At 41.5% G+C, this 26,070-nt stretch carries 28 protein-coding genes and 1 riboswitch; of the genes, 13 read left to right on the top strand and 15 right to left on the bottom strand.

All coding sequences use genetic code 11. The annotated features are described in order from the left end of the window. Positions 1-3 precede the first annotated feature (3 nt). The 8 genes from thiH to OQX61_RS19680 all read right to left on the bottom strand — a co-directional run bounded on the left by thiH (position 4) and on the right by OQX61_RS19680 (position 6,883). Positions 4-1,116, bottom strand: a complete 1,113-nt coding sequence (thiH, locus tag OQX61_RS19715; RefSeq protein ID WP_265843670.1) for a 2-iminoacetate synthase ThiH — start codon at positions 1,114-1,116, stop codon at positions 4-6. Beyond that, positions 1,106-1,876 carry a thiazole synthase gene (locus OQX61_RS19710; RefSeq protein ID WP_265843524.1) on the bottom strand — a complete coding sequence of 257 codons (771 nt, stop codon included), beginning with the start codon at positions 1,874-1,876 and terminating at the stop codon, positions 1,106-1,108. Before OQX61_RS19710 ends, thiH begins: the two co-directional genes overlap by 11 nt. Then, positions 1,870-2,535 (bottom strand): thiamine phosphate synthase, encoded by a 666-nt coding sequence (locus tag OQX61_RS19705; protein ID WP_265843523.1) that lies wholly within the window; start codon positions 2,533-2,535, stop codon positions 1,870-1,872. The genes OQX61_RS19710 and OQX61_RS19705 overlap by 7 nt, the downstream gene beginning before the upstream one ends. Beyond that, positions 2,532-3,314: a hydroxymethylpyrimidine/phosphomethylpyrimidine kinase gene (locus OQX61_RS19700; protein ID WP_265843522.1), complete on the bottom strand. Its 783-nt coding sequence runs from the start codon at positions 3,312-3,314 to the stop codon at positions 2,532-2,534. Before OQX61_RS19700 ends, OQX61_RS19705 begins: the two co-directional genes overlap by 4 nt. Then, complete coding sequence (locus tag OQX61_RS19695; RefSeq protein ID WP_265843521.1) at positions 3,296-3,892, bottom strand: thiamine phosphate synthase; 597 nt, start codon at positions 3,890-3,892, stop codon at positions 3,296-3,298. The genes OQX61_RS19700 and OQX61_RS19695 overlap by 19 nt, the downstream gene beginning before the upstream one ends. Continuing rightward, on the bottom strand, positions 3,893-5,776 hold the full coding sequence (gene thiC, locus OQX61_RS19690) for a phosphomethylpyrimidine synthase ThiC (RefSeq protein WP_265843520.1): 1,884 nt from the start codon (positions 5,774-5,776) through the stop codon (positions 3,893-3,895). 78 nt (positions 5,777-5,854) lie between these two features. Then, positions 5,855-6,058, bottom strand: coding sequence for a sulfur carrier protein ThiS (gene thiS, locus OQX61_RS19685; protein WP_265843519.1), 204 nt, complete (start codon positions 6,056-6,058; stop codon positions 5,855-5,857). Positions 6,059-6,121: 63 nt separating this feature from the next. Next, a riboswitch (TPP riboswitch) is annotated at positions 6,122-6,209 on the bottom strand. A 113-nt stretch (positions 6,210-6,322) separates the two neighbouring features. Continuing rightward, positions 6,323-6,883 (bottom strand): ferritin-like domain-containing protein, encoded by a 561-nt coding sequence (locus OQX61_RS19680; protein WP_265843518.1) that lies wholly within the window; start codon positions 6,881-6,883, stop codon positions 6,323-6,325. A gap of 307 nt (positions 6,884-7,190) precedes the next feature. Between OQX61_RS19680 and OQX61_RS19675 the strand changes: the two genes are divergently transcribed. Both OQX61_RS19675 and OQX61_RS19670 read left to right on the top strand, forming a co-directional pair. Next, positions 7,191-8,345, top strand: a complete 1,155-nt coding sequence (locus OQX61_RS19675) for an MFS transporter (RefSeq protein WP_265843517.1) — start codon at positions 7,191-7,193, stop codon at positions 8,343-8,345. Between the two features lie 45 nt (positions 8,346-8,390). Continuing rightward, a complete protein-coding gene (locus tag OQX61_RS19670; protein WP_265843516.1) occupies positions 8,391-8,936 on the top strand; it encodes a hypothetical protein in 546 nt (181 codons plus the stop codon). 356 nt (positions 8,937-9,292) lie between these two features. On the opposite strand, the gene OQX61_RS19665 is transcribed toward OQX61_RS19670, so the two are convergent. Beyond that, positions 9,293-9,691 (bottom strand): YtxH domain-containing protein, encoded by a 399-nt coding sequence (locus OQX61_RS19665; RefSeq protein WP_265843515.1) that lies wholly within the window; start codon positions 9,689-9,691, stop codon positions 9,293-9,295. Between the two features lie 186 nt (positions 9,692-9,877). Here OQX61_RS19665 and OQX61_RS19660 point away from each other — a divergent pair, with 186 nt between their 5' ends. The 3 genes from OQX61_RS19660 to OQX61_RS19650 all read left to right on the top strand — a co-directional run bounded on the left by OQX61_RS19660 (position 9,878) and on the right by OQX61_RS19650 (position 13,887). Continuing rightward, positions 9,878-11,038, top strand: coding sequence for an MFS transporter (locus OQX61_RS19660; RefSeq protein WP_265843514.1), 1,161 nt, complete (start codon positions 9,878-9,880; stop codon positions 11,036-11,038). 194 nt (positions 11,039-11,232) lie between these two features. Beyond that, entirely contained in the window at positions 11,233-13,605 is a 2,373-nt protein-coding gene (locus tag OQX61_RS19655) for an ABC transporter permease (RefSeq protein ID WP_265843513.1), read from the top strand. Positions 13,606-13,671: 66 nt separating this feature from the next. Then, positions 13,672-13,887, top strand: coding sequence for a hypothetical protein (locus OQX61_RS19650; protein WP_265843512.1), 216 nt, complete (start codon positions 13,672-13,674; stop codon positions 13,885-13,887). 25 nt (positions 13,888-13,912) lie between these two features. On the opposite strand, the gene OQX61_RS19645 is transcribed toward OQX61_RS19650, so the two are convergent. Together OQX61_RS19645 and OQX61_RS19640 are read right to left on the bottom strand one after the other, a co-directional pair. Further along, on the bottom strand, positions 13,913-14,794 hold the full coding sequence (locus tag OQX61_RS19645) for a dihydrodipicolinate synthase family protein (protein ID WP_265843511.1): 882 nt from the start codon (positions 14,792-14,794) through the stop codon (positions 13,913-13,915). Positions 14,795-14,826: 32 nt separating this feature from the next. Continuing rightward, positions 14,827-15,297, bottom strand: coding sequence for a cupin domain-containing protein (locus OQX61_RS19640; protein ID WP_265843510.1), 471 nt, complete (start codon positions 15,295-15,297; stop codon positions 14,827-14,829). A gap of 116 nt (positions 15,298-15,413) precedes the next feature. On the opposite strand from OQX61_RS19640, the gene OQX61_RS19635 reads away from it, so the two are divergent. Then, the gene (locus OQX61_RS19635; RefSeq protein ID WP_265843509.1) at positions 15,414-16,880 is read left to right on the top strand and encodes a PLP-dependent aminotransferase family protein; all 1,467 of its coding nucleotides are present in this window, start codon (positions 15,414-15,416) and stop codon (positions 16,878-16,880) included. Between the two features lie 65 nt (positions 16,881-16,945). Here OQX61_RS19635 and OQX61_RS19630 read toward each other — a convergent pair whose 3' ends face one another. Continuing rightward, entirely contained in the window at positions 16,946-17,383 is a 438-nt protein-coding gene (locus OQX61_RS19630) for a DUF3995 domain-containing protein (RefSeq protein ID WP_265843508.1), read from the bottom strand. Positions 17,384-17,566: 183 nt separating this feature from the next. On the opposite strand from OQX61_RS19630, the gene OQX61_RS19625 reads away from it, so the two are divergent. From OQX61_RS19625 to OQX61_RS19605, 5 genes are all read left to right on the top strand, one after another. Continuing rightward, entirely contained in the window at positions 17,567-18,274 is a 708-nt protein-coding gene (locus OQX61_RS19625; protein ID WP_265843507.1) for a class I SAM-dependent methyltransferase, read from the top strand. Positions 18,275-18,324: 50 nt separating this feature from the next. Continuing rightward, on the top strand, positions 18,325-19,119 hold the full coding sequence (locus OQX61_RS19620; RefSeq protein ID WP_265843506.1) for a DUF3050 domain-containing protein: 795 nt from the start codon (positions 18,325-18,327) through the stop codon (positions 19,117-19,119). A gap of 59 nt (positions 19,120-19,178) precedes the next feature. Then, positions 19,179-19,565, top strand: coding sequence for a nuclear transport factor 2 family protein (locus OQX61_RS19615; RefSeq protein WP_265843505.1), 387 nt, complete (start codon positions 19,179-19,181; stop codon positions 19,563-19,565). A gap of 188 nt (positions 19,566-19,753) precedes the next feature. Further along, the gene (locus tag OQX61_RS19610) at positions 19,754-20,167 is read left to right on the top strand and encodes a (deoxy)nucleoside triphosphate pyrophosphohydrolase (RefSeq protein WP_265843504.1); all 414 of its coding nucleotides are present in this window, start codon (positions 19,754-19,756) and stop codon (positions 20,165-20,167) included. Between the two features lie 44 nt (positions 20,168-20,211). Next, on the top strand, positions 20,212-22,308 hold the full coding sequence (locus OQX61_RS19605; RefSeq protein ID WP_265843669.1) for a prolyl oligopeptidase family serine peptidase: 2,097 nt from the start codon (positions 20,212-20,214) through the stop codon (positions 22,306-22,308). Positions 22,309-22,454: 146 nt separating this feature from the next. On the opposite strand, the gene OQX61_RS19600 is transcribed toward OQX61_RS19605, so the two are convergent. Next, complete coding sequence (locus OQX61_RS19600) at positions 22,455-22,937, bottom strand: redoxin domain-containing protein (protein ID WP_265843503.1); 483 nt, start codon at positions 22,935-22,937, stop codon at positions 22,455-22,457. A 106-nt stretch (positions 22,938-23,043) separates the two neighbouring features. On the opposite strand from OQX61_RS19600, the gene lspA reads away from it, so the two are divergent. Together lspA and OQX61_RS19590 are read left to right on the top strand one after the other, a co-directional pair. Then, entirely contained in the window at positions 23,044-23,568 is a 525-nt protein-coding gene (gene lspA, locus OQX61_RS19595) for a signal peptidase II (RefSeq protein WP_265843502.1), read from the top strand. A gap of 174 nt (positions 23,569-23,742) precedes the next feature. Next, positions 23,743-24,177 carry a PepSY-like domain-containing protein gene (locus OQX61_RS19590; RefSeq protein ID WP_265843501.1) on the top strand — a complete coding sequence of 145 codons (435 nt, stop codon included), beginning with the start codon at positions 23,743-23,745 and terminating at the stop codon, positions 24,175-24,177. A 71-nt stretch (positions 24,178-24,248) separates the two neighbouring features. Here OQX61_RS19590 and OQX61_RS19585 read toward each other — a convergent pair whose 3' ends face one another. Beyond that, complete coding sequence (locus OQX61_RS19585) at positions 24,249-25,595, bottom strand: M56 family metallopeptidase (protein ID WP_265843500.1); 1,347 nt, start codon at positions 25,593-25,595, stop codon at positions 24,249-24,251. Next, on the bottom strand, positions 25,592-25,960 hold the full coding sequence (locus OQX61_RS19580; RefSeq protein ID WP_222538354.1) for a BlaI/MecI/CopY family transcriptional regulator: 369 nt from the start codon (positions 25,958-25,960) through the stop codon (positions 25,592-25,594). The genes OQX61_RS19585 and OQX61_RS19580 overlap by 4 nt, the downstream gene beginning before the upstream one ends. Positions 25,961-26,070 lie beyond the last annotated feature (110 nt).

Raw genomic sequence — 26,070 nt, 5'->3', positions numbered from 1 at the left:
GTTTTATTTCATTAAGCTCAAGTCCCAATCCTTCCATACGGCCTCATAACCTTGTTTATGAATCATTTCTGCGATTTCTGTAGCCGTTCTTTCATCGGATATTTCGAATTGCTCTAAGGATTGCGGCGCTACGGCATAGCCACCCGGATTGGTTTTTGAACCCGCACTGATGGAAGTGATCCCTAGTTTGATGATATGGTCACGAAAAACCTCGGACTCCCTTGTAGAAATCGACAACTCTACCTCTTCATTAAAAAGTCGGTAGGCGCAGATCAGTTGTACCAGCTCGCGGTCATTCATGACCACCTTCGGTTCTAATCCGCCGCTAAAGGGCCTTAACCGCGGAAAAGAGATGCTGTATTTGCTTTGCCAGTATTTCTTTTCCAGGTAATCCAGGTGCATTGCGGTGAAAAAGGAATCCGTTCTCCAGTCTTCCAGGCCAATCAATACGCCCAATCCCATTTTATGAATGCCAGCCTCACCTAAACGGTCCGGGGTGTCTAAACGGTATTGGAAATTGGATTTTTTACCCTTTGGGTGATGTTTTTTGTAGTCTTCCTCATGGTAAGTCTCCTGGTAAACCAGTACCGTGTTCAGTCCGTAGGGGGTCAGTTCCTGATAATCAGCCAGGTCTAAAGGCTGTACTTCCATGGAAATATGTGCGAAATGAGGCCTGATCAGTTCTAAAACCTTTTTAAAGTAGTCGGTATGAACGGTTTGATTGGCTTCTCCGGTCACTAATAACACATGATGGTAGCCCATTTCTTTGATTACGGCCACTTCCTGCATGATTTCCATGGGGGAGAGTGTCTTGCGTTTCACCTTGTTATCATAGCTGAAACCACAATAGGTACATATATTGTTGCATTCATTGCTCAGGTAAAGCGGCACATACATCTGTATGGTGTTCCCGAATCGCTTTAAAGTAAGCTCCTGACTCAATTGCGCCATTCTTTCCAGATAAGGAGCGGCCGCAGGCGAGATCAGGGCTTTAAAGTCCTCTAATGTCCTTTTTGAAGCGTTTAAAGCCTGCTCTACATCGCTGCTGGTCTTCGCATAGATACTTTTGCTGGTCTCTTCCCAGTTCTGGTTTTGAAAAATCCCGTTAAATCTCATCTTCAAGGAAAGCGGTTAATGGGCTGCTCGCAACAGCCTGTGAATTTATACTGCCTAATCTGGCGAGATAGGCCATTCTGCCTGCTTCAACGGCTATTTTAAAGGCCTCAGCCATGAGTACAGGGTTTCCGGAGACAGCGATTGCAGTGTTCACCAATACGGCATCAGCCCCGATTTCCATGGCTTTTGCAGCATCAGAAGGGGAGCCTATTCCGGCATCAATCACGACGGGTACCCGACTCTGACTGATGATGATTTCCAGAAAATCAATGGTTTTTAGCCCTTTGTTACTGCCTATAGGCGATCCCAGAGGCATTACTGCGGCAGTGCCTACATCTTCCAGTCGCTTACAAAGCACAGGGTCTGCATGGATATAAGGGAGAACTATAAAACCGAGTTTAGCCAGCTCTTCCGTGGCTTTTAAGGTTTCAATAGGGTCTGGCATCAGGTATTTGGGGTCCGGATGGATTTCCAGCTTAATCCAGTTGGTTTCCAGTGCCTCTCTGGCCATTTGGGCAGCAAAAACCGCTTCTTTGGCATTTCTAACCCCTGAAGTATTAGGGAGCAGGTTTAAATGAGGGTGGTTCAGGTGCTTCAACAAGTCGTCTGCGCCGTGGTTTAAGTCTACCCGTTTCAGGGCGACAGTGACCAGCTCTGATCCTGAGGCCAGTAGTGCGGCTTCCATAGTTGCGCTGGAACTGAATTTTCCGGTACCTGTAAACAGGCGGGAATGGAAGGTTTTATCTGCTATTTTTAACATGATTCAATAGGGTTTAACAGGGAAGGGAAAGGGTGATTTTGGAACTCCTGGTAGAGCTGTCTGATGAGCACATCAGCATCCTTTTTATTGGTAAGGACGCCCGAAAGTGCCAGTCCGTAAATGCCGGTTTTCAGCAGCTCCGGAAGGTCGTCTGGAGTAATGCCGCCAATGGCGATCACAGGGATGTTGATGTTGGCATTTCTCACCTGTTCCATGATCTTTTTGTAACCTTCCAGACCGAGAATAGGGCTTAAATTCTTCTTGGTGCTGGTAAAGCGATAAGGGCCTAAGCCAATATAATTCGCACCTTCTGCAACTCTTTTTTGTAAGTCTGCAAAAGTATTTGCAGTGCCGCCGATAATTTTAGTATTACCTACTAGTAATCTGGCTTTTATGATGCTTATATCATTTGATCCTAAATGTGTTCCATAGGCGTCAACGACCTTCGAAACCAAGGGAAAGTCATTGATGATTAATTTGCTTGCAAATTTTTTGCAGAGGTCATTTGCAGCTTTAGCGAGGTTTAAAACCTCGGTTTCCGGCTGGTCTTTTACGCGAAGCTGGATCCATTTTCCACCAGCCGAGAGCACTTGCTCAATGGCTTCCAAATGGCTGCATTCTGCGCCGGATTGGGAGATATAATGTAGTCTGTCTATCATGAGTTATGGTAGCCTAAAAGGCCGGTATTACTGTTTAAAAATTTTTCGATATACTGCTTGCCTGATCCGCAGGATTCCGGGACTGAATTACCCAAAGCAAGTTGGGCGGTAATGGCAGAAGAGAGGACACATCCGGAACCATGTTTTGCAGAGACGAAAGAAGTGCCGGATTTGAATTCCAGTCGTTCTTTTTGCTGGAAGAGGTAATCGGTGCCTGGAGTAACAGGGTGGTGTCCGCCTTTGAGTAAAACCGCGCAGTCCTCCGACCAACTTTGACAAAGCTCCTCAACTTCCCGATCATCGCCTTTCAGCTCCTGCATCTCCAAATAATTCGGAGTAATCAAATACAGCTGTTTTAAGACACTTTTAAAAACTTCCGCCTCTCCATTCCAATCATGGAAGTTATAGCCGGCACTGGCCTTTAAAATAGGGTCCAGCACGATTTTAATCCCGGGATCAAATGAATTTAAAAATCCACAAACCGCTGATAAAGTTTCCAGGTCTTTGATCAAGCCGATTTTAACGGCCCGGATCGGGAATTTTTCAATCAGAGGTTGCAGCTGTGCAATGATCTGCTCCGTTTCCAGCCAATCGTTTTTCAGGAATTCCGTATCTGTCTGAACGGTCAGGGCCGTGCAAACTCCAAATCCGTAAACCCGATTTGCTTCGAAACATTTCAGGTCGGAGAGCAAGCCGGCTCCGGCGCTAGGGTCGAGGCCGGCAATACTGATTACGTAAGGTCTGTCTTCAGACCTGCTTTCTATCCTGTCGTTTGACATGCTTTCTTTATTTTTTTGAAAGTTTGTAAGGCCTGTTCCGGAGCATTCCATAGTGCCCCTAAAACTGCTGCCCCATCAAAATTCATTTGTTGAACCTGGCTGATATTTGCAGCAGAGATCCCGCCCAATGCAATCACTTTTGTATCCGCAGAACGGATCAATTGAAAATCCCCCGGAATGACTCCCGGATAGTTTTCTTTGGATATACTTTGAAAAACAGGACCTAAAAAAGTATATTTAAAGCTTTTTAAATCAGGTATATGATCAATTGAATGTGTAGAGGTACTTAAGGTAGCTGAGGGTTTGTCCTCAAAAACCGAATGCAAACCCTGCAAGCGTTCATGCTCCTTGAAATGAAACCTTTGGATGTCAAAATCAGCGGCCAGCTCATGGAACTGATGCAAGGCAATGCGCACACGGAACTCCGGACGTATCCCGGCAAGTAACTGCCGGTAAGCCGCTTTTCCGGAACGCTCCTTCCTCAGGTGAAAGCGCTGCATACCCAGGTCAAACAGACCATTGATCAGCTGCGCTTCCCCCTTGAAAAAGCTGGGTTTTGAAATGACAATCAGTTCCAATTACAAATAAATTTCACTTCCTTTTTCTGCAAACTCTTTAGACTTTTCGGCCATCCCCTGATTTAAGGCTTCCGTTTCTTCCAGGCCTTGCTTCGCGGCATAGTCCCTCACATCCTGCGTAATTTTCATCGAGCAGAAGTTCGGACCGCACATCGAACAGAAGTGTGCGATTTTAGCACCATCCGCAGGAAGCGTCTCATCATGAAACTCTTTTGCCGTATCCGGATCCAGGGAAAGGTTAAACTGATCTTCCCATCTAAATTCAAACCTCGCCTTGCTCAGGGCATTGTCGCGATATTGTGCACCAGGGTGCCCTTTGGCTAAATCTGCGGCATGCGCAGCAATCTTGTAAGTGATCACCCCGTCTTTTACATCTTTTTTATTCGGCAATCCGAGGTGTTCTTTTGGCGTCACATAGCAAAGCATCGCGGTACCGAACCAGCCGATCATCGCTGCGCCAATGGCAGAAGTGATGTGGTCATAGCCAGGGGCGATATCTGTTGTCAGCGGACCTAAAGTATAAAACGGCGCTTCCGAACAATGTTCCAGTTGCTTCTCCATGTTCTCTTTGATCAGGTGCATCGGCACATGGCCCGGACCTTCGATGATGGTCTGGATATCGTGCTTCCAGGCAATTTTCGTCAACTCTCCTAAAGTTTCCAGTTCTGAAAACTGTGCCTCGTCATTTGCATCGGCAATACAGCCCGGACGCAAACCATCGCCAAGAGAAAAAGCTACATCATAAGCTTTCATGATTTCACAGATTTCCTCGAAATGCGTGTACAGGAAACTTTCTCTGTGGTGCGCCAGACACCATTTTGCCATGATAGATCCACCGCGGGAAACAATTCCAGTGACTCTTTTTGCCGTCATCGGGATATAACGAAGCAATACACCGGCATGGATCGTGAAGTAATCCACCCCTTGTTCTGCCTGTTCGATTAAGGTATCTCTGAAAATTTCCCAGGTCAGGTCTTCGGCCTTACCGTTTACTTTTTCTAAAGCCTGGTAAATCGGAACCGTCCCAATCGGAACAGGAGAGTTGCGGATGATCCATTCCCTGGTTTCATGAATGTTTTTACCGGTACTAAGGTCCATAATCGTGTCTGCACCCCATCTGCAAGCCCATACGGCCTTTTCTACCTCTTCTTCGATAGAAGAAGTCACCGCAGAATTCCCGATGTTAGCGTTGATTTTAACGAGGAAATTCCGGCCAATGATCATCGGCTCTAATTCCGGGTGATTGATGTTACAAGGGATAACTGCCCTGCCGGAAGCCACTTCCGAGCGCACAAACTCAGGTGTGATGTATCCTTTTGGCGTATTTGCTCCAAAACTATGACCCTGATGCTGGTGTGCCATTACCCCATATTGCGCACCAAGTTGTTCGCTCAAAAGATCAATCCTTTGATTCTCCCTGATGGCGATATATTCCATTTCTGCGGTAATAATTCCTTTTTTCGCATAATGCATTTGCGAAACATTCATGCCTGTTTTAGCTCTGTAGGGCTTATTCAAATGAGAAAAGCGGAGTTCATTTAACTTGTCATCTGCCAGTCGCTCCTGACCATAATCAGAAGAAATCTGATCCAGCTGATCAACATCTGCTCTTCCGGTAACCCAGGTTTCCCTCAGTCTCGGCAATCCTCTTTTTACATCGATATCCGCATTCGGATCGGTGTAAGGACCGCTGGTGTCATAAATTGTAACCGGAGGGTTGACTTCTGTAGCGCCAAAACCGTTATGGATTTTAGTCTCACTTAAAGTAATTTCACGCATCGCTACCTGGATGTCATGAAGCTGTCCCGGGACAAAAATCTTTTTTGAGGCCGGAAAAGGAGTGCGGCTGATGACTTGCTCAGTTGGCGTTTTTTCTTGTTTCATATTGTCGGTTTCTTGGTGTAGAAAATGAATAGGTATTTGTAAAAAAAAAAAAGGTGATTTTGAAGGAAGAATAGGGGCTTAGCCACCTTGAGTGGCTTTAATGACCGTTAACCGGTCGCCATCCCGCAACAGCCGTTCCGGCCATTCCGCTTTTGAAATGATGGTTTGATTGATGGCCACAGCAATTCCCTGAACAGGAATCTGTAATACTTCTGCGAGCAATTGTGCTACGGAACAAGTTTCGCTAATCGGATAGTTTTGTTGATTTACAGTTATTTCCATTTTTTTGATAAATAGGAAAAACTATAGGCATGACCTTTTTACAGGCATGAAAAGACGGCAAACGGATTTGCTTCTACTTTTCCCTTCGTCAGTACTAACTGCATCAGGTTCAAAGGGTATTTCTCAGCGCAAGGCACCCCTAAAGTTTTTTTGTAAAACTAGACTTTTTTTTTGGAAAACAAAATCCGGGGGTAAAAAAACAAGCCCCTCAGGAAATGAACCTGAGGGGCCTGGACTAAAGATGTAAGAATAAACATTGCCTGATTATTCAGCGGCAGCCTGTTCGTTGATAAACTCTTCAGCAATCTCCGTTAAGGCTACATCTGTTTCTTTTTCATTGTCGAGAGTTTGTTGTAGCAATTCCGCTATTTCGGTATGGCCCATGTTTATGGCAAATGTTCTCAGGGTGCCATAAGTAGCAATTTCATAATGTTCCACTTTTTGTGCGGCGAGGATTAAAGCGGCATCACGTACCAATGTACCTTTCTCCGTATCCGCAATGATGGTATTTGCCTCTTCTATCAGGCCAGCCATTGCATCACATTTTTTAGCCTGAGCTTTTTCGCCCAGTTGCTCAAAAACCTTTTCCAGTATGTTAATATGCCTGTTTGTTTCTTCGGTATGCTTTTCAAATGCGGCGGCCAGCTCTGTACTGGTAGCGGCTTTTTGCATTTTTGGTAAAGCTTTAGATAAGTGTTTTTCGGCCCAGTAAATGTCTTTCAGCTCATCGATAAAGAACCTGTGGAATTCAGAATTCTCCATTTTATCATTTTTTGCCATTGAATTGGCTACAGTTTTAGTACTGCCACTTTTTGTAGTTGCCATAATTCGTTTTTCTTTAGGTTCGACTTATGCCCCCTATAAACTAGTCCAACGCAAAATTTGTTTAAAGGTTCATTAGAAATAATTCAGTTTTCTTTCTTAAAGACAGCATAGTTTATCCCTGACATTTCTTTCGGAATCAAAATACAGCCGGTCTGGTGTACAGGATCTGTTACTGTCTTTCCTTATCTTATGGTACACGAAGGCAACTTATTTAAAAAACAGGTTTTGAAATCCTGGTTTTGTCCGGGGAAATTCTGGGAATGGTCCAAAATGATTGCTTACTTTTGTGAAATAATTCTTGCATCTAATGATTTCTAAGCAAAAACACCGTTTCTTTTTAAGTCTTTTCTTTTTCATGTCTGGTTTTAGTTTTGCCACCTGGGCATCAAGAATTCCAACGATAAAGATGGCATTCGATCTGAATGAAGCGGAGTTGGGCAGTGTATTACTGGCCTTGCCCATAGGATCATTACTTGGATTACCGATCTCTGGCTGGTTGATTTCCAGATTCAACAGTAAAGTACCACTGGCTGGTGGATATGCGTTAAACGCCTTTTCTCTGGCGCTAATCGGTTTTGCACACAATATCTATAGCCTGGTAGGCGCAGTTATTCTATTCGCTTTTACCACCAGGATCTTTAATATTTCTGTGAACACGCAGGCTTTAACCTTACAGAAGCAATTCGACAAAAAGATCATAGGCTCTTTTCATGGCTATTGGAGCATCGGTGGAATTGCAGGGATTGGCCTGTCTACGTTTTTACTGGCGATTGATGTATCTATTCAGCTTCATTTTGTGATTGTAGCAGTTGCTATGCTGGCAATTACGATCTACTCTTACCAGTTCCTGTTGAGTGGTGACCGTGCTAAAACCGGTAATAAACTGATCCTGAGTAAACCTGATCCTTACATTTTTTACCTTGGGATTGTCGTGTTTTTATGTGCAATTTGTGAAGGAGGGATGTTTGACTGGAGTGGAATCTATTTTCAGGAAGTGATTAAAGTGGAGATATTCACTTATGGCTACCTGATATTTATGACCTTCATGGCAGCTTCAAGGTTCTTGTCAGACATCATTATTGGCAAAATCGGAATGCCGAAAACCTATATTATGAGTGCTGCATTTATCGTTTCAGGGATTAGTCTGGCGATTATCTTTCCGGTTTTCTGGCCTGCAATGATTGGTTTCTCTTTGGTAGGTTTTGGAACGGCATCAATTATTCCGATGTCTTATGCCCTTGCCGGAGCCTCAAAAAAATACTCAGCAGGCATGGCCATTTCTATCATTGCCACGTATTCGATTACAGGCATGCTGTTAGGCCCCCCTTTAATCGGTTATCTGGCGCATGCTTTTAACCTCAGGGTTTCCTTTATCATTTTTGCTATTTGTGGATTGATGCTCATTCCGATCACCAAAATGTTCTTCAATCACCAGAAACTTACAAATAAAGAAGGCGAATAATTTCTTTTGTTCTTATTTAACCTTACAACCCACCAAACCAGTTAAATGAAAAGATTTTTGATAGTTGCTTTATTGCTTTTTCCAGTGCTTATGATCAAAGCGCAGCAGATTACTGCTGCAAATTTTGTGCTTTCCAAAAAAGGAATTCGGTCGATTCAGTTGCTGCTGGATGATAAAATAGAAGTGGTGGTCACCGGCGCAGGAAGAATCAAATATATCGGGACGACTGACGGTTATCCTATTGAAAATATTGATCAAATGGGACCGCGCGTTGAGTACTATACAGATTTTGATATCCATGATGAAAAGGGAAAATTGAAATCTATTGGCAATGTGGCGTTTAAATACAACAATAACTTCGATATTCATGATGTTAAAGGCACGCTGAAATCGGTTGGCGATATCAAAATTACTTATTATAACACCTTTGATATTCATGATCCGCAAGGTCGTGTAAAATCTATTGGTAAAGTTCAGATCAAGTATTACAATACATTTGACATTAATGACAGGTTTGGTGATATCAAATCAATCAGTGGCAATACGGAAGAGTTATCCGTAACGACCAGACCGATCTTATTTCGGCAATAAAGATCAATCATATTTAAGTTTCTTTTTGACTTCCCTCCTGCGTTCGGGATACCTCCGGATTGCTGCCGTATTGTACTCATATTTTATTAATCCTTGATACATCCTTAATAGGTGGTTGATAGGTCCTTGATAGGTCTTGAGGACCTTTCAAGGATGGTACAAGGACCTGTTAAATATGAAGAAAATGTGAAGGTAATAGGGAAGCATGTCGAACTCATCCCGAACTCAGATTGAAGAGCGCGTAGCTATCCGGAGCCCCTTGATTCAGAAAAAGACCATGTAAATCAAAAGCCTATTCGATTACAGCGTAAGGAATAGGCTTCTGATATTGATAAAAGGAAGGTTGAAGGGGGAGACTAGCTGTTTAGGGTTTTTTCTACAGTTAGTTTTGCGTCGGATTCCAGATCCTTTGCTTTAGATTTTAGCTGGTCCACAATGTCCCCAGCAGCATTTAAGGCTTCTTTTGATTTTGTTTTTGCTTTTTCAAGGGCCTGATCTTTAAGTTCAGCCAATTGATCCGCTTCTGACAACACTTTACTTTTCACCAGGTGTAATTTGTCTTTCGCAGCATCAGAAAGATCTTTTGCTTTATCCGATATTTTCGTTCTGATATCCGCGCCTCTTTCTGGTGCAAACAAAACACCTATTACAGCTCCAATCGCTAGTCCGGCTAACAATGCTACTACTGGCAAAGTCGAATCAGTTTTTTGCGCGCTTAATGAAGACAGTGCATTACGATAATTATTGTATTTCATGGGAATAGGTTTTGTGGTTCCATCTAATTGGATGATAACCTGTGTGATATAGGAACAAGTGTTCTTCCAAAGTGTTTGAAAAAAAACAAATTATCCCGATTCTATTTGACAGAATGAAGACGAAATAAAGCAAATGATTTAGCTAATTTTGCATTGTGTATTTATTACACTAACTCACAGTTGATTATGAAGAAAAGCTTACTAACTTTAACGCTTGGCGGACTAGGAATCGGCATTACAGAATTTGTAATGATGGGCCTGTTGCCAGATATTGCCAAAGATTTAGCCATTACCATCCCACAGGCAGGACATTTGATCTCTGCCTACGCACTAGGGGTAGTGGTAGGTGCACCATTATTGGTGGCCATTACCGGGAGTTATCCTCCAAAAAAGATCCTGATCGCTTTGATGGTGATGTTTACTGTTTTTAACGCTTTATCAGCTTTTTCTCCGGATTATACCATGATGCTTGCTGCGCGGTTTCTTGCCGGACTTCCTCATGGTGCCTTTTTTGGTGTAGGATCTGTAGTTGCCAGTCGGATTGCCGGAAAAGGTAAGGAAGCCCAGGCGGTTTCCCTAATGTTTGCCGGTTTAACGATTGCAAACGTGGTAGGGGTTCCTTTGGGAACTTATATAGGTCACCATTATTCCTGGAGATATACTTTCGTAATCATCGTGATCGTAGGCTTAATTACGCTTTTAAGCTTGAAATTATGGATGCCTAATCTTTCTGCAACTAAAGATAGAGACCTGAAAAAAGAATTGGCGTTTTTCAAACTTCCTGAAGCCTGGCTGATCATTTTGATGATTGCTATTGGTACCGGAGGGTTGTTCTCCTGGTACTCTTACATTGCGCCTTTACTTACCGATGTTTCCGGGTTCTCTGCGGATTCCATCACTTATATTCTGGTGCTTGCCGGTTTAGGGATGCTCGTGGGTAACTTTATCGGTGGTAAACTGGCAGATCGGTTCTCGCCGGCGAAAGCTTCAGTTTCTCTTTTGATAGCCATGGCGGTTTCTTTATTTATCGTCCATTATATTTCTTATAACCAGACCCTTTCCTTAGTGATGACTTTCATTACCGGTGCAATTGCTTTCGCAGTAGCTGCCCCGATACAAATGTTGATGATCAATACCGCTAAAGGTTCTGAAATGATTGCCGCCTCAGTGAGTCAGGCGAGTTTTAATATCGGAAATGCTTTAGGTGCCTTTTTAGGAGGTTTACCATTGGCTGCGGGTTATGATTATACTTCTCCGGTTTGGGTAGGAACAGTGATGGCTTTAACAGGTGCTGTTTTTGCCTGGTTACTGATTTCCAGAACTAAAAGACTGGCTATAGCATCTTAATGTTGAAAATATAAGATAGAATGGATATCTATAAATCCATTGATCTTCTTTTTACAGCGGACTGTTCATAACCGAACAGTCCGCTGTTCGCTTATGGACATCTTCTCCGGTAAAATAGTGTATTTTAGGGCTTAACGCAACATTCATCAGTATGGCATATAGATTGGCTATGGGATGTGAAAATACCTATTCTTATGTTTCAACATCACCTGCTACTGATTTACCGGAATTTCAAAAGATATAAAAGTTCGTTTTTAATTAACCTGCTTGGGCTTACTGCTGGTCTTTGCTGTACGCTGTTGATTTACCTCTGGGTAATGGATGAAATGCGTATGGATAAGTTTCATGTCCATAATGATCAGCTCTATCAGGTGATGGAAAATGAAAAAACTGCCTCGGGAATCAATACAAGAGACGCTACATCAGGATTACTTGGTGAATCTTTGGTTAAGGATATGCCGGAAGTGGAGGCAGCAGTGACGGCTTCCCCGGATTTTTGGCTTGGAGAAAGCAAGGTGAGTATGGGGAATAACCCGGGTATAAAAGCCTCAGGGAAGTTCGCCGGAAAAGACTTTTTTAAACTATTTTCCTATCCACTAGTGGCTGGAAACACCAGCCAGATGCTGACCGGCAAAAATAACATTGCCATTTCCGAAGGATTGGCAAGAAAGCTATTCAGTAGTACAGACGTATTGGGAAAAGAAATGATTTGGAGTAACTCTGAAATGGAAGGGGATAATCATGCGCTCATTTCCGGTGTTTTCAAAGATATTCCTGCAAATTCTTCTGAACACTTTGATTTTCTGATTCCTTTAGAGGTGCTTTTTAGAGATTCTACCTATTTGAAATGGGGTAATCTGGGTCCAAATACTTTTCTTTTACTGAAAAAGGGGACCGATCCGGCGCAGTTTGGGGCTAAAATTGAAGATTTTATGGCTAAAAAAGGTCACCCTTACCGAAGGTTGTTTATTCGCCCTGCTACGGATGCTTACCTATATGGGAAGTATGAAAACGGCGTGGTTACCGGCGGAAGAATTGATTATGTCAAGCTGTTTTCTTTGATTGCTGTTTTTATTCTGGTAATCGCCTGTATCAATTTCATGAACTTATCTACAGCAAAAGCTTCCAGAAGAATGAAGGAGGTAGGGATTAAGAAAGTGATGGGTGCGAGTCGTAAATCGTTGATTCTTCAATATATGTCGGAATCTGTAATGCTGACTGTGTTGTCATTGTTCCTTGCATTGTTGTGTGTAGAGCTGTTTTTGCCACAATTTAATGCCATTACCGGTAAAACGTTAAGCCTTCATTTCGACCTAAAAATGGTTGCGGTATTGTTGGCGATCACCCTGTTTACGGGTTTGTTTTCCGGAAGTTATCCCGCATTATACTTGTCAGGATTTAATCCGGCAGCAGCGTTAAAAGGGAAATTGGGCAACACGATGGCCGAACTCTGGACTCGAAAAGGCTTAGTGGTTTTTCAGTTTACACTTTCCGTGATTCTTATTGTTTCTGTCTTTGTCATTTATAAACAAATAGAATTTGTACAGACTCAAAATCCAGGATTTAAAAAGGACAATGTGATGTATTTTGAGACAGAAGGAAGGTCACAGGATAACATCGGTTCTTTCCTTAGGGAAATCAGAAAGGTTCCCGGAGTCCTTAAAGCCGGGGGAATGGACCGGAACTTTTTAGGGGACCTCAGTGCCACCACAGGTGATTTCAACTGGGAGGGCAGGAATCCAAAAGAAATCATCAAATTCCAGAAAGGAAAAATTAGTGCGGATATGGTGGAGACTTTGGGCATGCAAATGGCCGCAGGAAGAAGTTTTTCTGATCAGTTTGGTGCAGATAGTGCGAAGGTTTTAGTCAATGAAGCCGCGATAAAAGTAATGGGGATCAAAGATCCGGTGGGTAAAACATTTGGGATCTGGGGTAAGGATTATCAGATTGTTGGCGTGATCAAAGATTTTAATTATGAATCCTTGCACCAGGAGGTGAGACCTATGTTTTTTAAATTCGCAGACAAGGATTTGACGCGGATAATGATCAAAATGAAAGCCGGATCAGAAAAAGAAACCATTTCCGGGATTCTGGAATTCTATAAAAAGTTTAATCCCGGGTATATCCTGAATTATAGATTCCTGGATCAGGATTTTCAGGATCAATATGTTTCTGAGGCCCGGGTAGCCATTTTATCCAGGTATTTCTCTGCTATAGCTGTGATCATTTCCTGCCTTGGTTTATTCGGATTAGCTACTTTTACTGCCGAAAGAAGATTGAAAGAGATTGGCATCAGGAAGGTGTTAGGTGCTTCAGAAGCAAGTATCATCATGATATTATCAAAAGATTTCACGAAACCAGTCATAGCAGCCATCCTGATCGCTTTGCCAGTTAGCTTTATCATGACCCAATATTGGTTAAATACCTTTGCCTATCGTATAGAATTGCAGCTCTGGTATTTTGTTGCCGCAGGATTACTGGCCTTGTTGATTTCCTGGTTAACGGTAGCGATTCAAGCGGTTAAGGCCGCAACAGTAAACCCGATTCAATGTCTTAAAGCAGATTAACTTTGGTCTTAAAATAGAACTTCTTATATTTGAATGCTATGTTTTTTTTGCCATAGCATTCAAAATATGCCGGAAATACTCCTGATTTGTGTCTTGTTAATTCCTCAGACCGTGGCCGGTGTCCTTGCTTTTAGTATGGGCAGGAGTTTCTGGTTTTGGTTTTTCATTTCTTTCCTGATTCCCATCATTTCGCTGATCGTTTTGCTATTTATGGACGAAAAAGGAAGTACTGCTACAAGTTATGAACTTGCAGACCATGTTCGCGAAAGAGATAAAGTCTGAGTACTTCTCAGTTGCTTTTGTGTGTTTACGCGCAACCTTCCAGTAAAACCTTCAATTCTGCTATTTCTTCCTGTGTCAATGGTTTCAATGGACCCCGGAGGTGTCCTGCGTCTTCTCCCAATAACTCCAGTCCGGCTTTGATGGATTTTGGTAATCCTTTTGCCAGTAAGAATTTCAAAAGATCTAACTGTTTGTAAAACAGATCCTGTGCTGTCTTTAAGTCGTTTTTGTTGATCGCTTCATATAGGGCAATATTAAGTTCTGGAATCAGATTACTTGCCGCAGTACACCAGCCGAGGGCTCCGGCAGCAAATGCACCCAAAGCCAATGGATTGGAACCATTAAAAAAGGCCACTTCTTCACCCAGATCCTTACGTAAAGTATGCATCCGTTGAAGGTCTCCGGAACTTTCTTTAATCATCGTCACATTTGGAATCTCCAATAGCTTTTTCAGTAAGGCCGGCGACATGTCTACACCACCTGTTGCCGGGTTGTTATAAGCCATAATCGGTATAGAAATGGCTTTTGCAACCGCTTCATAATGAGCGAAAATCTCTTTGTCGTTGAGTTTCCAATAGCTCATTGGTAAGATCATAACCGCATCAGAACCTGCTTTTTCGGCAAATTTAGCATGATAAATGGTTCTTTCCGTAGTCAGGTTAGACACGCCGGTAAGGATAGGAACCCTTCCTGCGACCTGGTTGATAGTGGCTTCGGTGAGCGCTTCTTTTTCTTCGTCACTAAGGTAAGGCATCACTCCGGTGCTGCCTAATGGAGCTATGGCATGAGTGCCGGCAACGACCAACCGTTCCAATAGTCTTTTGAAAAGAGGAATGTCAATTTGTTCCTGTTCGTTAAATGGGGTAATAGGATAGGCGATGATGCCTTTAAATATGCATTTGTTCATGTTTTTATAATTTAATGGGGTTAAAGGATGTATTAGTCTCTGCCTTCTTCTTCGCGAAGGGCTACACCTAAGTGCTGCAACTGTGGGGCGTTTTCACAGGCAATGTATTTTGCCGGGTTTTTATCGCTCGTATTTTGATGCCTATGCCATGCCCATACCGGGATGTAAACTGCGTCTCCTGCCTGCCATGCTACTTTTTCACCTTCAATTTCCGTATATCCTTCTCCTTCAATCACGAATAAAACAGTTTCGTAAGTGTGACGGTGTTTGTTAGTCAGCTGTCCGGGTAAAAGTCCGCCGATGGTCATGCTCACATTTCTTGTGGGTAGGTCTACAAAAAATACCGGATGCTTTCTTTCAGATGAAAACTGGTTGTGAACCCCTGCCTGCTCTACATTCTTATGGATGAATTTCTCCGGGCGTTGGTAATTTGGACGTGCAAAAGTTTGATGAAAATCTTTTGATGATAGTGGATTGCTGTTTTCTTTTGTTACTGTACTCATGATCTTATCGTTTAATGGTGAATTCTTTTTAACTATTTATTCGTTTTGACACTGCAAAATTTGTTTATTTTTGGTGGACTAAAATCATCCAGTTTTCACTAAAACTAATGGGCCAGATGTTAAGACCTTGGAAGACCGTATTAAATATTGAATTGGGGAGAGAAAAGTCTGTTTTTCAGCAAATTGCTGATGGACTGATCGCAGAAATCCTCAAAGGCAGACTGAAACCAGGAATGTCCTTACCGGGAACCAGGATCCTCGCAGAGGATATAGGCGTAAACAGGAAAACAGTGGTCCTTGCTTATGAGCAACTGATTGCAGAAGGCTGGCTGGAAGCTATTTACAAAAAAGGAACCTTCGTTTCTGAGAAACTCCCTAAGCAAAAGATCCGCCGCAAGCAAAAAAATGAAGACAGCATTTCTTCCCTGAAGAACTTCTCTTTTACGGCATATAATGCGGGAATTCCTATAGATATTCCTACAGATGTGCCATTGATCGTATTTAATGATGGTTTACCCGATGTTAAACTTGCGCCTTTGGATGAGCTGGCCAGAGCTTACAAAAGGATATTTCAGCAGAAGGCCAGGTGGCGTATGTTGGGTTATGCCAATGAAAGAGGAGAGGAGCGACTCCGGAGCGCTATATCGACGATGTTGAGCATGGATCGGGCCTTGAATTTCAATGTCAATCAGCTCTGTATCACCAGAGGAAGCCAGATGGCCCTCTATTTAACTGCTCAGGTTTTAGTGAAGCCGGGAGATTTCGTAGCCATTGAAAATCCCGGATACAGACCTGCATTTGATGTATTTAAGCATGCAGGAGCGATTATGTTGCCTGTTGCTCTGGATGAACAGGGCATTGATGTACAGCAGTTGGAACAGCTTTGCAAGTTGCAGACCATAAAAGCGGTGTATGTGACTCCTCACCATCAATTTCCCACTACCAGAAGTATGAAAGCAGATCGGAGGTTGCAGTTGCTGAACCTTTCTAATCAGTATGGTTTTGCAATTGTAGAAGATGATTATGACCATGATTATCATTTTGGAAGCAGAAATTTGCAGCCATTGGCAAGTTATCTGGATGCGCATAACGTAATTTATATCAGTTCTTTAAGTAAGTTGATTGCACCTGCGGTAAGAGTTGGCTATGTGGCTGGTCCGGAGCATTTTATCGATTCTTTAGCTGCATTAAGGATGACTATCGATCGTCAGGGAGATCCGGTGATGGAAAATGCTGTTGCCGAACTGATGGAAGAGGGATTGGTCAATAAGCACGCAAAAAGGGCTTTAGGGGTATATAGGGAGCGAAGGGGCATGATGGCTAAATACCTGGACTTATATATGAAAGAAGTCGCGGATTATGAACTTCCGGAAGGTGGACTTGCTTTCTGGCTGGTCTTTAAGAAACCGATAAATACTGTTGAGCTGGCAGAACAGTTGCTGAAAAATGGGGTACAGGTGATTTCCACAGAAAGGTTTTCTTTTGATGAACAGCCTTTAAATGCATTGCGATTGGGCTATGCTTCTTTGGAAGCCGAAGAAATGGAGCGCGGCATCAGATTGATTGCCGCTTTGCTACGTTAATGACTTGTTTTTCGCAAGGCATCAGATGTTTTTAAGGAAATATCACTTATTTCCGCTTAGAACTCTTATTTCCCGCAAGACATCAATGGAATTGATAAACTAAAAAGGGAAATTAACAGGCACAAAGGAATATATGTCCTGGTATCCTCTTTTGCGAAACCAGTTCCTTTAACACTTTTCATCATACCGATGTATTTGAAATCGCCAATGGCACGTAAAGAAAAGATTCCGGCAATGAAATAAGTAGCAATATGGATATAGACCATTGGAATAAAGGTTCCGGTAATTCCGGTATTGGCTACCGTAATGAAAGCAAAAACTACCAGTCCAAGGGCAACCATTAATGTGCCTGTTTTACCAGGTTGTAAGGGTTTTTCTCCGTTAGAGCATACAGGGAGTGCATTTTCCAATGCCCAGGTGCCGCCAAATGCCCAATAGATATGTAAAAAAGCCAGGAAAAGAAAAATCATTGCATTGATTGCAACCAGGAAAAACATCATCATAGTTATAGCTAAAAAAGGGCCGCAATATCGCAATACTTTCGGTTTTCATACTATAGACAACAGAAAAATATTATCAATTCTTTTTCGGGTTGCGGGAAAATGGTCGTTTTCATTAGAAATCCGGTAGGTAACTTTATTTCCCCGTACTTGTTTTATATCTTGTAGCACAAATCGAGTGATAAAATGATCATTCAATTTGATACTACGGATTTAATCAGCTCAATTATGGAAAATAAAATGAATGAAGACGAATTGAAAGAAGTCGGTAGTCAGTTGAGTTCGCCAAAAGGTGAAGCCGGGAAGAAAACCGGAGAACGGATGGCTGTTTCAAATGAAAATATGATCAAGCGTACGATTGATGCCATGAAACTTGCGGATCAACAGCAGGTGCTGGAAATCGGACCTGGAAATGGAACGCACCTTGCTATGCTTATGGCACAGGCAAAAGGACTACATTATACCGGAATCGATATTTCTGAGACTATGATCGGAGAGGCGACCCGCATTAATCAGGAATTGGTAGCTACCGGTGGAGTCACCTTTTTTTTATCGGATGGTGTACATATCAATTTTCCTGACCAGACTTTTCATAAGATTTTCACGGTTAATACGCTGTATTTCTGGAAAGACCCCAAAGCTTATGCTACAGAGATTTATAAAGCGCTAAAACCAGGCGGTTACTTTTGCATCGGTTTTGCCGACAAAAATTTCATGGAACAACTGCCCTTTACCAAGTGGGATTTTCAATTATACGACACGCAGATGGTAAAAGATTTACTGGAAGAGGTGGGTTTTGAAGTGATAAAAGTATGGGAAGAGAAGGAGCAGGTGACAAATAATATAGGTATGGATGTGAAAAGAGACATTATTGTCATCACTGCCGGTAAATAAACAGCGGTAAATAATCGTACTGAATGTATACATTTGCATTTTTTACGACCATGGAAAATATAACAAATACCACATTAGAAAAAATTCAACAACATATTGAGCCTTTGAGACAGGAAATTATCCAGCATAAAGTTTATGGTGTGATCAATGACCTGGAAGATTTAAGGATCTTTATGGAATATCATATTTACGCAGTCTGGGATTTTATGTCCCTCCTGAAGGCTTTGCAGATCAACCTGACCTGCACCAGCATTCCATGGTTTCCGGTGGGTTCGGGCAATACCCGTTCCCTGATCAATGAAATCGTAGCAGGTGAAGAGTCCGATGTGGATGCCCTGGGTAATAAGAAAAGTCACTTTGAAATGTACCTGGATGCCATGGAGCAATGTGGAGCAGATATCAGCGCGATTGGCAGATTTATCGATGCCTTAAAATCAGGTGAAACGATGAATGCAGCTTATCAGGCTGCAGGAACTCCGGTTGAGGCCAGAGATTTTGTTGATTTTACCTTTCAGGTGATTCATGGAAAACAAGCACACGTACAAGCCAGTACTTTTACTTTTGGTAGGGAAGACCTGATTCCAAATATGTTTTTAACCATGGTTAATGACTTGAATCAGAAGTTTCCGGATCAGATTTCTTTGTTTAAATATTACCTCGACAGACATATTGAAGTGGATGGAGATCACCATAGCCACCTGGCATTGGAAATGACTGCTGAACTTTGTGGCATAAATGAGGCACATTGGATCGCAGCAGAAGAAATGAGTATGGAGTCTTTAAGAAAAAGAACCAGACTTTGGGATGGTGCGTATCAGGCCATCATGAACCGTAAAAAACAATAGAAAATCGGCGCATTTTTACCATCTTAGCAGTTCAACAAACAAGACGAAGCTAATTTTTTATGAGTTCAGTATCATTTTTTAAAAGACAAGAAGAAGAAGCCATCCGCCTTTCGAGGATGGACTCAAATATGGCCATCTCTAACCAGGATGTTGCAGGAGTTGCCAAATATTGGATGGATGATATCATTGTGATCTCCGGTGAAGGGGGACAGTATTCAGGTAAAGCGAAGTTATTGAAAACATGGAAAGAGATGTTTGCAGGCAAGCCGCCTTTGTTCGAGCGTATTCCTTCGGCGATTGTGATTGGTGACAGCGGGATTTTAGCCTGGGAAACCGGTGCCTGGAGTTATAAAACCGAATCATTCAGAGGCAATTATTCAGCCATGTGGCGCAAGATTGATGGCGTATGGTTGACACAGTCAGAATTGTTCGTTTCTCTGGACTAGCCCTTTTAAAATCTAAGGGAGAATTATTGAACTCCTTTGGACTAGTAATTGGATTTTTAGGATTAATAATTTTAAATCCGCTTATTGACCATTTAATAATGGAACAATAAGCGGATTTTTTAGTTTCAATTATTCAGTCAGGTCCTGAAAGCGCTATTGATACCGCCATTCTTTAATTATCTTCGGCTATGATTGAAGTTTGTTGTGCAATTATTGTGAATGAGGCGGGTAGGGTGCTGGTTACTCAGCGTAGTGCCACCATGTCTATGCCCTTGAAAATGGAGTTTCCAGGGGGTAAGATTGAACCTGGCGAAAGTCCGGAAGATTGCCTGATCAGGGAAATAAAAGAAGAGTTAGACCTTACTGTTGAAATTATCAGTCCCGGGCCCGCTTCTCCCTATCAGTATCCGGAGTTTTCCATCCTTCTGCTACCTTTTTTATGTCGTATTGTTGCCGGAACAATTCTCCTGAAAGAGCATGCGGCTTACGCTTGGATGGAGCCTTCAGATTTACTAAATTGCGATTGGGCCGAAGCGGATATTCCGATTGTTCATCAGTATCTGAATCCTTCAAATAATACTTCATTATTAACGAATAAATAGAATTTATGAAAAACTCAGGCAAAGGGTTAATATTTCTCGCCGTTATGCTTCCATTCGTTGCGGAAGCCCAGCTGAGTAATACCCCAAAAACACCTATGATTTACCCTGAAACGAAAAAAGAAAACGTAAAAGACACTTACTTTGGTACTACTGTAACAGATCCTTACCGTTGGTTGGAAGACGACCGGTCGGAAGAGACTAAATTATGGGTAGAAGCACAGAATGCGGTGACTAAAGAATATCTGGCGAAAATTCCTTACCGGAATGACATCAAGGAACGCCTGAAAAAACTGTTGAATTATGAAAAGTATTCTCAGCCATTTAAAGAAGGTGGCTATACTTATTATTACAAGAATACAGGCCTACAGAATCAGAGTGTGTTATACCGCCAGAAAGAAGGTGGCGAACCGGAGGTTTTTCTTGATCCCAATACATTTTCAAAAGATGCAACCAGTTCTTTGGCAGGTGTAAACTTTTCAAAAGATGGAAGCATGGTGGCTTATCAGGTTTCAGATGGAGGTTCCGACTGGACAAAAGTGATCGTATTGAAAGCAAGTGATAAATCTGTAGTTGGTGAAACACTGACCGATGTGAAGTTTTCAGGAATCGCCTGGCAAGGGAATAATGGTTTTTACTACAGTAGCTATGATAAACCAGCAGAAGGAAGTCAATTATCGGGACTAACTCAATACCATAAACTGTTTTTTCACCAGTTGGGTACTGCCCAAAAGGAAGATCAATTGATTTTTGGTGGCGACAAAACCCCGAGACGTTATATCGGTGCCGGTTTAACGGAAGATGAACGTTACCTGATCATTTCTGCGGCAAATTCTACTTCTGGTAATGAGTTATATCTCAAAGACCTTAAGGCTAAGGATGGCGCAATTGTTCCTGTAGTAGCTAATTTTGATAAGAACCATAATATCATTGATAACATTGGAACGAAGTTGTTCATCTATACTAATCTGAATGCGCCTAACGGTCGTGTGGTGACAGTAGATGCTGCTAACCCTGGTGTTGAAAACTGGAAAGAGCTGATTAAAGAGACTGAAAACGTATTGAGTCCTTCTACAGGTGGTGGTAAATTGTTCGCCAATTATATCAAAGATGCAGTATCAATGGTCTTGCAATATGATATGAACGGCAAAATGGAGCATGAAATCAAGCTTCCTGGTATCGGAACAGCCGGTGGTTTTGGAAGTAAAAAAGAGGATAAGGAGTTGTACTATACTTTCACTTCTTATGTGTATCCATCAACGATCTTTAAATATGCGATCGCAAATGGTAAGTCGGAGGTTTATAAGAAATCCGGAGTGGATTTTGATCCTTCGAATTATGAGTCTAAGCAAGTATTTTATCCTTCAAAAGACGGTACTAAGGTACCAATGATCATTACCTATAAAAAAGGCATTGTTCTGAATGGTAAAAACCCTACTGTTTTATATGGTTATGGAGGTTTTAATGTCAGTCTGACTCCGGCATTTAGTACGGCTAATATTGTACTGATGGAGCAAGGTGGTGTTTATGCAGTAGCCAATCTGCGCGGTGGCGGAGAGTATGGTGAAAAATGGCACCTGGCTGGAACGAAATTACAAAAGCAAAATGTTTTTGATGATTTTATTGCTGCGGGAGAGTTCCTGATTGCCAGTAAATATACTTCAAAAGATTACCTGGCGAGTATGGGCGGTTCAAATGGCGGTTTGTTGGTTGGTGCTACGATGGTGCAGCGTCCTGACTTGTTTAAGGTGGCCTTCCCTGCGGTAGGGGTAATGGACATGCTTCGTTACCATAAATTTACTGCTGGTGCAGGTTGGAACTACGATTATGGTACAGCTGAAGACTCAAAAGAGATGTTTGAATACCTGTACAAATATTCACCGGTTCATGCTTTAAAACCAGGGGTTAAGTATCCTGCAACATTGATTACAACTGCTGATCATGATGACCGTGTGGTTCCTGCTCACTCTTTTAAATTTGCAGCAGCCTTACAAAGAGATCAGGCTGGTGATGCACCGGTTTTAATCAGCATACAGACCAATGCCGGTCATGGGGCAGGAAAACCAACCGATAAGGCAATAGAAGAGATTGCTGACAGATGGGCTTTCCTGTTTTATAACATGGGGGTTAATTATAAAAAGTAACCGGAAATGATAAATAAAATGAAAATGCCAATTGATACTTTCAATTGGCATTTTCATTTATTAAGTTGTCAAATGATATCCATAACTTTTTATCATTATCATTTGACAACCTCTGATCACTTGACAGATGGATGTGTTTGAATTCCTTATTTCATTAGATTAAGGAATTTGGGCACATCTTTTTCATTACTGGAGAATAAGATCAGTTTCTTATCTGCTCCGTATAGGTATAAAGATGGGTATTGTCTGGGATGAAATAACGGAATGAAAACATAGTCCTTGTCTTGTAGGGTTGTCACGTTTTTCATGGTTTTTAAAGGTTTTGCGAAAGTATCTACGAAGTAATTGATGGAACGAAATACGTCCTGAGAAACCAGGTACAAGTTAACATTGGAAAGCTCTTTTGTATTTTTACTTAGGTTTCCAGCTACTTTCTGACAATGTTCACAGGTGGCATCAAAGAACATGATCAGTGATTTTTTACCTTTTGGGATCTGGTCAGTAGAAAATTTAGCGGCATTCTCCTTGTAAAAAACAGCATTAGGCATTGTTGATCCTGGTACCAGTCCCTGCGCAAATGCGCCAATTGAAAATGCAGTGAATAAAAGGGAAAAGAAAAGTGATTTCATAAGTTCTTTTTATTGATTAATATTGGCAATATCGCGTTCTCATTTGAAGAATGTGTCATTTGAATTAAAAAATACTATTCCCACATTTATCAATTGAGGTGCCAAAATGGAAAAAAGTAAATTTAGTGGTCTGGCGGGTAAGGTGCTGATCTTAGTAATTATATTGTTAAATGTGGGCTGTGATCAAATCAGCAAGTCTATTGTCAGAGAACACATAGATTATTATGAAAATATAAAACTTTTCAGTGAGTACATCACGCTGACTAAAGTTGAAAACTCCGGTGCTTTTTTGAGTATGGGTGATTCTCTTCATTCGGGAGTTAAATTTGTCCTGCTTTTATTGATGCCTGTAGCGGTTTTAGTAATGGGTGTTTATTTCGTGTTCACCAGAAAGGACCTGAGTCCTACCATGGTTTTTGGGGTTTGCTGTGTGATTGGTGGTGGGATTGGTAATTTATATGACAGAATCCTTTATGGATCAGTCACAGATTTTCTGCACATTGATTTTATTGTGTTTCAGACCGGTGTTTTTAATGCCGCAGACCTATCAATTATGGGCGGAATGCTATTGATTATTATCGATTCTTTCTATAGGAAAAAAGCAGGGCATAAGCTGCATCCTCAGGCTTAGTAACGTATTCTTTTACAGGCATTGGAAAATCATTTTCATCCTTAGGGATTAAAATAATCGCGTTCAAATGGCTGTTTAAGCGTTAAAGAACACTATTGTTTTGCTTAATTTGATTTGCCGGTAAATTTAGGCGCTTTCTTTGTGGTATGGCAGGGAAACATAAAATCATTTACCATGAAAAAAAGACTATTATTAGCAGTAGCCATGTTGTTCTCCGGCCTCACTTATGCACAGGATATTCCGGCAAAAGACGTTCCTGTAGCCGTGCGGAATTCCTTTCAGAAAGTTTTTCCAAATGCTACAAAAGTAGAATGGGAATTGAAGGGTGATTTGTATAACGCAGATTTTGATATCGGCAGACGTGATCATGAAGTCTGGTTTACGAACAAAGGATCGATCGTTAAACATAAAAAAGAAATCACATCGAAAGAGCTGCCGGCAGCAGTATTAAATGTGATCAAGAAGAACTATAGTGGTTATAGAATCGATGATGTTGATCAGTTTGAAGAAGGAAAAGTATTCCTTTATAAAGTAGAATTCAAGAAAATCGGAGAAGAAAAGAAAGTAGTTTTTGACGCGAAAGGAAACGTAGTCAACAGAATATTATAGGGAGTCTTTTTTATAGGGACAACACAAACACCAAACGTCATCATGATTTTATTCAGGATGACGTTTGGTGTTTATGGACGAATTTCAATGTCAGACTTTGCTTCTTTTTTACTTTCTTTGGTCGGTTCTTTAACTGTTATTGAATAGTGTGGTTCCTCTTGTTCTTTTTTAGCGGGGATCTTCTCCACTGGTATCGTTGGAGGCTGTAGTTTCGCTTTTTTATCTGGTGTTACAATTGGAGGTGGGAATTTTATGTTATCTATTTTTATAGTTCCTGATGTTTTTTTAACTGGTTTTTTATCGGGTCTTACTATTGGAGGGGGAAACCTCACTTTAGCTGCTTTTGTTGGAGGCGCCGGAGGAACTGCAGGAACGGGAGGAGGAGGAGGGGGCGGTTGAACAGCAGGCGATTTCGACGCTGGTGGTACTCCGCTGCTTTTAGTAGTTTTCTGTACTTTGGTCTTAACAGGTTCCTGGACTCCTGAAAAGGGTATTGGTTTTAGTGTTTCTGCTGAACCAATGTTGCTGGTTACTTTTTCCGGATATAAATCTACCAGACTATAATCTTTGGTGAAAGCCATGGTGGATGTACCCAACATTACGGCCGCAATTGGCAATGCGAGCAGGAGTTTGAGCCTTGCTCTTCCTGTTGATTTCTCTTTGTTTAACATGTTGATTCTTTGTTTTAGTATGGATTGATTAAAGATGTGGTTACTCAAAGGGTTGGCTTCCATTCCAAAAGAATTTTTAATCAGAAATAAAGCATAATCATATTTTTCAATTTCTTTTAAAGTGGTCTGTTCATCTGCAATGTATTCATGTAATAGTTTGATGTCTTTTTTGATTAAATAAGTGATGGGATTAAACCAGTTCAGGATCTGAATGACTTCGAAAAAGATAATATCCAGGCTATGTCGTTGACGAATGTGTACCAATTCATGTTTCAGGATAGTTTCTTTTCCCTGGATGTCTGGTTGGATGAACAATAGATTGAAAAAGGAAAAGGCTACGTTGTGCTGGTTTAAACTAATATAGGTGACCTTGTCTTTCTGAAACCGATCAGACCTTTTGGATAAGGCGAAAATCTGGTATAGGTCTCTCAGCAACTTTAAACTGAAGGCGATTGCCACCCCGACATACAGGAGGTAGATTGCTAAGTTCAGGATTGAAAATTCGGGTTCATTACTGCTGGTTCCGACTAAAATACCCCCTACCTGTTGATCAACTCCGGTTTCAAATAGCTGATTCAGGTATCCCATTTGTAATAAGGGTAAGCTGAAGGCCATTAAAGTGCTGAGGATCAGAAAAAACCTGTTGGCAGAATAAAATGTTTCTTTGTGCAACAGCAAACGGTAACAGCCGTAAAAAACGGCGAGGTATAAATTAGCCTCCAGGAGATAATAGAACCAGTTCATCATTTCTTGTTTTTAAGTTTTTCAGCCATCTGTATTAATTCATCCAACGCCTCCATATCCATGTTTTTTTCTTTTACCAGAAAAGACACCAGACTTTCATAGGAGTTTTCAAAATAATTGTTCATTACTTTATCAAATGCGAAGTGTTTGTACTGGTCTTCCGTGATAACCGGGAAATAGATATGTGTATTACCAACGGCCCTATGGTCAATGAAACCCTTGCCTTCTAATACACGGATCACGGTGGAGACGGTATTGTAAGCAGGTTTAGGTGGATCCATTTTTTCAATCACATCTTTAGTTAAGCCTTCTTTTATTTCCCATAAAATCAACATCACCTGTTCTTCTGCCTTAGTAAGTTCTCTCATTTTATTACCTGATTACAATTGTTAAATAAAGGTACTACTATTTTTATAGTTAGCAAACTATTTATGTAGTTTTCTAACTATTTGTATAGTTCTTTACGTAATCATCTGTA

Origin of the sequence: Pedobacter sp. PLR, assembly GCF_026239675.1 — a bacterium.
Taxonomy (GTDB): Bacteria; Bacteroidota; Bacteroidia; order Sphingobacteriales; family Sphingobacteriaceae; genus Pedobacter.
The sequence above is the reverse complement of the archived record's forward strand: the minus strand, read 5'-3'. Positions and strand labels throughout refer to the sequence as shown.

Bases quoted from the DNA above. Each gene is read 5' to 3' on its own strand.
- thiH (WP_265843670.1), bottom strand. From the start codon at position 1,116: ATGAGATTTAACGGGATTTTTCAAAACCAGAACTGGGAAGAGACCAGC.
- OQX61_RS19710 (WP_265843524.1), bottom strand. From the start codon at position 1,876: ATGTTAAAAATAGCAGATAAAACCTTCCATTCCCGCCTGTTTACAGGT.
- OQX61_RS19705 (WP_265843523.1), bottom strand. From the start codon at position 2,535: ATGATAGACAGACTACATTATATCTCCCAATCCGGCGCAGAATGCAGC.
- OQX61_RS19700 (WP_265843522.1), bottom strand. From the start codon at position 3,314: ATGTCAAACGACAGGATAGAAAGCAGGTCTGAAGACAGACCTTACGTA.
- thiC (WP_265843520.1), bottom strand. From the start codon at position 5,776: ATGAAACAAGAAAAAACGCCAACTGAGCAAGTCATCAGCCGCACTCCT.
- thiS (WP_265843519.1), bottom strand. From the start codon at position 6,058: ATGGAAATAACTGTAAATCAACAAAACTATCCGATTAGCGAAACTTGT.
- OQX61_RS19680 (WP_265843518.1), bottom strand. From the start codon at position 6,883: ATGGCAACTACAAAAAGTGGCAGTACTAAAACTGTAGCCAATTCAATG.
- OQX61_RS19675 (WP_265843517.1), top strand. From the start codon at position 7,191: ATGATTTCTAAGCAAAAACACCGTTTCTTTTTAAGTCTTTTCTTTTTC.
- OQX61_RS19670 (WP_265843516.1), top strand. From the start codon at position 8,391: ATGAAAAGATTTTTGATAGTTGCTTTATTGCTTTTTCCAGTGCTTATG.
- OQX61_RS19665 (WP_265843515.1), bottom strand. From the start codon at position 9,691: ATGAAATACAATAATTATCGTAATGCACTGTCTTCATTAAGCGCGCAA.
- OQX61_RS19660 (WP_265843514.1), top strand. From the start codon at position 9,878: ATGAAGAAAAGCTTACTAACTTTAACGCTTGGCGGACTAGGAATCGGC.
- OQX61_RS19655 (WP_265843513.1), top strand. From the start codon at position 11,233: ATGTTTCAACATCACCTGCTACTGATTTACCGGAATTTCAAAAGATAT.
- OQX61_RS19650 (WP_265843512.1), top strand. From the start codon at position 13,672: ATGCCGGAAATACTCCTGATTTGTGTCTTGTTAATTCCTCAGACCGTG.
- OQX61_RS19645 (WP_265843511.1), bottom strand. From the start codon at position 14,794: ATGAACAAATGCATATTTAAAGGCATCATCGCCTATCCTATTACCCCA.
- OQX61_RS19640 (WP_265843510.1), bottom strand. From the start codon at position 15,297: ATGAGTACAGTAACAAAAGAAAACAGCAATCCACTATCATCAAAAGAT.
- OQX61_RS19635 (WP_265843509.1), top strand. From the start codon at position 15,414: ATGTTAAGACCTTGGAAGACCGTATTAAATATTGAATTGGGGAGAGAA.
- OQX61_RS19630 (WP_265843508.1), bottom strand. From the start codon at position 17,383: ATGATGATGTTTTTCCTGGTTGCAATCAATGCAATGATTTTTCTTTTC.
- OQX61_RS19625 (WP_265843507.1), top strand. From the start codon at position 17,567: ATGATCATTCAATTTGATACTACGGATTTAATCAGCTCAATTATGGAA.
- OQX61_RS19620 (WP_265843506.1), top strand. From the start codon at position 18,325: ATGGAAAATATAACAAATACCACATTAGAAAAAATTCAACAACATATT.
- OQX61_RS19615 (WP_265843505.1), top strand. From the start codon at position 19,179: ATGAGTTCAGTATCATTTTTTAAAAGACAAGAAGAAGAAGCCATCCGC.
- OQX61_RS19610 (WP_265843504.1), top strand. From the start codon at position 19,754: ATGATTGAAGTTTGTTGTGCAATTATTGTGAATGAGGCGGGTAGGGTG.
- OQX61_RS19605 (WP_265843669.1), top strand. From the start codon at position 20,212: ATGCTTCCATTCGTTGCGGAAGCCCAGCTGAGTAATACCCCAAAAACA.
- OQX61_RS19600 (WP_265843503.1), bottom strand. From the start codon at position 22,937: ATGAAATCACTTTTCTTTTCCCTTTTATTCACTGCATTTTCAATTGGC.
- lspA (WP_265843502.1), top strand. From the start codon at position 23,044: ATGGAAAAAAGTAAATTTAGTGGTCTGGCGGGTAAGGTGCTGATCTTA.
- OQX61_RS19590 (WP_265843501.1), top strand. From the start codon at position 23,743: ATGAAAAAAAGACTATTATTAGCAGTAGCCATGTTGTTCTCCGGCCTC.
- OQX61_RS19585 (WP_265843500.1), bottom strand. From the start codon at position 25,595: ATGATGAACTGGTTCTATTATCTCCTGGAGGCTAATTTATACCTCGCC.
- OQX61_RS19580 (WP_222538354.1), bottom strand. From the start codon at position 25,960: ATGAGAGAACTTACTAAGGCAGAAGAACAGGTGATGTTGATTTTATGG.